The sequence below is a fragment of the Bacillus mycoides genome (assembly GCF_001757995.1).
Lineage (GTDB): Bacteria > Bacillota > Bacilli > Bacillales > Bacillaceae_G > Bacillus_A > Bacillus_A mycoides_B.
Genome location: NZ_LXLV01000041.1, coordinates 1 through 4,317, shown reverse-complemented (window position 1 = coordinate 4,317; position 4,317 = coordinate 1). Strand labels below are relative to the sequence as shown.

Here is a 4,317-nt window from a genome sequence, read left to right as displayed (position 1 = left end):
CTACAGCGAAACGGACGAAAATCCCACAGATATGAGAAAAAAACAGTCTTTGATATTTTGGGTGTTGTGTATGAGTATACCACTTCTGCTCATCAAGTAGCATAGCGAAAAATTTGAAACCCGTCAGGGTTTATTTGATGTGCCTACTTTCATGATATCTATAAAAATAATAAAAGACTCGTGAAAAGACAACATTTTGTATGGAAATATACCTTAAGTTGATGGATGTGGGGTACCGCCACATGCCCATCAATCTAATATTTTGAAGTACCCCCAAAACAAAAAATTTATTATTTTACAGTTGTTTATAAGAATTTAGCTTATTTTCTTCGTTTTGGAGAACTACCAATTTCTTAAGTTGATGGATGTGTAAGGCTACCTCACAAAGAACAATGTAAAAGTAACATCCATAATTTTGCACTCACCCTATTTTACGTTTACTCTGATTCTGTCATTTCATCCATATGAATCTGTTTTCCTGTGAATAGTTTGTAAAACAGATGTGTGCGAATATCTAACAATTTATGCAGCGCATGCCATTGGCTCCAATGGTGTGCGTTTTGATTATATATATGTTTGGAGTGCCGGTGGCACTTTTTCTTTATATCCTAATCAAAAAAACGTAGGCTCACGCATACCAATATTCATCTCCTACCTAAAATTGGTATTTCACACCTTCACATTTTTGAGGAATGAGTCTTTTGTCGGAAAACAATAAAATTTTATTAATTTTTATAATTAGTAGAATTTTTATAGAATTAATCTTCTTAATCTATTAAAATTATATCGAATGATGTCAGATTATAATAAGGGGAGAGAAAATTTTATGTTGAAAAAAATCATTCCAGTTGCTTTAGCATTAAGTACAGTTACCTTTTCAAGTGTATTTGCTGCGCCTCCAGCTCAAGCAACTACAGAACCAAACCGCTACATAGATGTACAAATGCTCGGTATTAACGATTTTCATGGGCAACTAGACACTGTAAAGAAAATTAACAATAAAGATGCAGGGGGAATCGAGTACTTAGCGGCTTATTTACGTGATCATGAAAAACAAAATCCGAATACATTAAAGGTTCATGCTGGCGATGTTGTTGGAGCAAGTCCTCCTGTTTCAGCATTATTACAAGATGAACCCACGATTGAATTTCTAAATGATTTAAAATTTGATGTTGGAACCATAGGAAATCATGAATTTGATGAAGGTATTGAAGAAATGCACCGCCTTATTTATGGTGGATACCATGAAAAAACAGGGAATTTTAAAGGAGCAAAATTCCCATATGTTGCCGCAAATTTCTATAATAAATCCACCGGTCGTCTATTTTTACCACCATTTACTATAAAAAAGGTACAAGGAGTTCCTGTTGGCTTTATCGGAGTCGTAACAACAGATGTTCCTAACCTTGTTATGCCTACTATGCTAAAGAATGTAGAAATTACAGATGAAGTTGAAGCCATTAACAAATCCGTAAAGAAATTGAAAGAACTTGGCGTTAAATCTATCGTTGTTCTTGCACATAACGGAGGTACAACAGATGAGAACGGCGTAACAAATGGTGATCTCGTCCGACTAGCAAATGAGACTGATCCAGAAGTCGATGTTATTTTTGGGGGGCATAGCCACACCTATGTAAATGGAACTGTTAATAATAAACTTGTCGTACAAGCAAATTCTTATGGAATGGCTTTTGCTGATGTTGATGTAAAGATTGATCGTAAGACAAAAGATATTGTTGAGAAAAAAGCAGAAATTATTACAACCTACCATGAAGGCATAGAGCCTGATAAAAAAATAAAGAAAAAGATGGAGAAATATCAAGAAAAAATCGCACCTCTTGTCAATGAGGTTGTTGGTAAATCTACAGCTCCACTAGATCGAAAACAAAATACGGCTGGTGAATCTACTCTCGGCAACTTAATCGCTGATACTCAGCGTGCAACAATGCAATCCCAAATTGCTCTTATGAACCCTGGTGGTATTCGTAATGACTTAGATGCTGGTGATATTACATGGGGAGAGGTATATGGCATTCAGCCATTCGGAAATCAATTAATAAAAGTTAATTTAACGGGTCAAGACATTCGTGATATTTTAAATCAACAATGGCAAAAAGACATAACAAGAATGCTTCAAATTTCAGGGATCCAATACACTTGGGATGGGAACAAGCCAAATGGAGAAAAAGTCACAAGTATTCGCTTAACAAATGGAGAAGAAATTATTCCTTCTAAGACTTACAGCGTTGTTGCGAACGCATTTCTAGCTTCAGGTGGAGATGGATTTGTGTCCTTTAAAAATGGGAAAGATGCTGAAACAGGACCAACTGATTTTGAAGCATTAGTAGATTATATAAAACAAGCAAAAGAACCAATTCAGCCTATTATTGATGGAAGAATTCAAAAAACAAATTAGTTTTTCATTAATCTCAAAATACCTAGATTACCTGTTCGCTATACTTTTTAGTGTGCAGGTAATCTAATTTTTCTTGTGTGGGTTTGAAATAAAGTCCTACCGTGGTCAACGGATTTACCATCGATATGCAAAGTACCGAAAAAAAGTAAAGCTAACAAAAAATAACCCCAAAATCAACTTTTATTGTTTATTTTGGGGTTATTTGACGTTTACATTAATTTGAACTGATTTGAATTATCTAGATATATTTTCCACATACAATACTATATAACTCTCACATGTTCAGAAAAATGGCTTTTTCTTTTAAAAACTTTTCTTAGCCTACGAAATTCGCGTTTTGTTGGTGCTCCCCCTACTAAACGAGCAATTATCTGGTGTCAATTTACATTTAAGGTTGCCCCAGCCATATTTGCATAAGATGGGCCTGCTGCTTGCATAACTATTGCGGTCATTACTGGAACCGTGACACCTACTCCTAAATTGATTATTGAGAAAATAATTGCTAATAACAAATATGATGAATATGGATAAATTAACCAAAAATCCCTTTTTTGTTGTATGATTAATTAGGTGGTATTATTTCTAAAATTAATCACGGAATTTCTTTAGCAAATCCTGAACTGTTTAATAGCTTAGTCGAAAACTGGATTGAACATGACGCGCTGCCGAAAGAAGTAAAAGAAGTTAATTAAGTTCTCTTTTAACCCTAGATAATCAGCAATATATGTTCTAATCCCCTTAAATGTTGCAAGGAGGTGGTGAAATTATGAATAAAAAAACTTGGTTTATATTTACTTTTTCAGCTATTTTAGTAGCTGGTTATGCTGTTTTCCAATATTTTATTATGGATGGATTTCAAGCAGGGTTTGTTCAAATGAAGCTTATGTTTCTATCTAAAATGAGTGCGTTTTGGTACATTATGTTATTTCTACATATTGCAACTAGTGTAGTAGCATTAGTAATTGGTCCTTTTACATTATCCACAAAATTTAGAGAAAAGAATATCAGTCGCCATCGAATGATTGGAAAAATCTATATGATTGGTGTATTATTTGGCGGCGTTTCAGGACTTTATTTATCCTTTTACGCTACGGGAGGATTAGTAGGAAAGCTTGGTTTCGGTTTGTTATCCGTATTTTGGCTAACATCGGCATATCAAGCATTAAACAGAGTTAAGAATAAAAAAATTCAAGACCATCGGAATTGGATGATCAGAAATTATTCCTTAACCTTTGCGGCAGTTACATTAAGAATTTGGCTACCTTTATTTGTATTGCTATTTGGACTGAAGCATTTCGAACTTAGTTATGCTGTTATTGCTTGGTTAGCGTGGGTGCCAAATTTAATCATTGCAGAATTATTTATAAGACAAAGTCTTAATAAAGGACAACAACAGAAAAATGCTGATTTACATTTTTGATGTAATTTATACGTAACTCGGCTGAATCCCTTGATGGCAACCCAAAAGGAAGGCCGATGTCTTCCCGCCCTACATAAGAAGATCACCTTAGGGTGTCTTTTTTTTATTTTCAAAAGGACCTGCTCAATTCATGCGTAAAAACATACAGTAAATTGAATCCGTTAAAATACATGAGTGACACCTTGTTTTCTCCTCTTATCTAAAGGAGGAAGAACTATTATGGGCTTTGGTGGTAGTTGTAGTAGTTGTGGCGGTGGCTTTGCTTTATTAGTTGTATTATTTATTTTATTAATCATAGTTGGAGCTAGCTGCTTCTGCTAAACAAACTATTAGAAAAGACACTCATATATGGACAGACAACTGTAAAAAAGACTATGCAGCCATCGAAATTCGATATTCGATCGGAGCTCGATGATTGAGTCGTTTTTGGAATCGTTTGTAGTTATAATGATAGATGTATGTTTCAATTGCTTGAATTAGT

Annotated in this window: 4 protein-coding genes and 1 pseudogene; 4 read left to right on the top strand and 1 reads right to left on the bottom strand. The window is 34.4% G+C overall.

The window, feature by feature from the left end; genetic code table 11:
• The first annotated feature begins 826 nt into the window (after positions 1 to 826).
• The 4 genes and pseudogenes from BWGOE10_RS15240 to BWGOE10_RS30130 all read left to right on the top strand — a co-directional run bounded on the left by BWGOE10_RS15240 (position 827) and on the right by BWGOE10_RS30130 (position 4,157).
• The gene (locus tag BWGOE10_RS15240; protein WP_070143869.1) at positions 827 to 2,416 is read left to right on the top strand and encodes a bifunctional metallophosphatase/5'-nucleotidase; all 1,590 of its coding nucleotides are present in this window, start codon (positions 827 to 829) and stop codon (positions 2,414 to 2,416) included.
• A 569-nt stretch (positions 2,417 to 2,985) separates the two neighbouring features.
• Positions 2,986 to 3,108 (top strand): annotated as a pseudogene (locus tag BWGOE10_RS33460) (alpha/beta hydrolase); the annotation flags it as partial.
• A gap of 74 nt (positions 3,109 to 3,182) precedes the next feature.
• Complete coding sequence (locus tag BWGOE10_RS15230; protein WP_070143867.1) at positions 3,183 to 3,836, top strand: DUF2306 domain-containing protein; 654 nt, start codon at positions 3,183 to 3,185, stop codon at positions 3,834 to 3,836.
• A gap of 219 nt (positions 3,837 to 4,055) precedes the next feature.
• The gene (locus BWGOE10_RS30130) at positions 4,056 to 4,157 is read left to right on the top strand and encodes a YjcZ family sporulation protein (protein ID WP_000505688.1); all 102 of its coding nucleotides are present in this window, start codon (positions 4,056 to 4,058) and stop codon (positions 4,155 to 4,157) included.
• A gap of 51 nt (positions 4,158 to 4,208) precedes the next feature.
• On the opposite strand, the gene BWGOE10_RS30125 is transcribed toward BWGOE10_RS30130, so the two are convergent.
• On the bottom strand, positions 4,209 to 4,304 hold the full coding sequence (locus tag BWGOE10_RS30125) for an IS3 family transposase (protein WP_353958374.1): 96 nt from the start codon (positions 4,302 to 4,304) through the stop codon (positions 4,209 to 4,211).
• Positions 4,305 to 4,317: the final 13 nt, after the last annotated feature.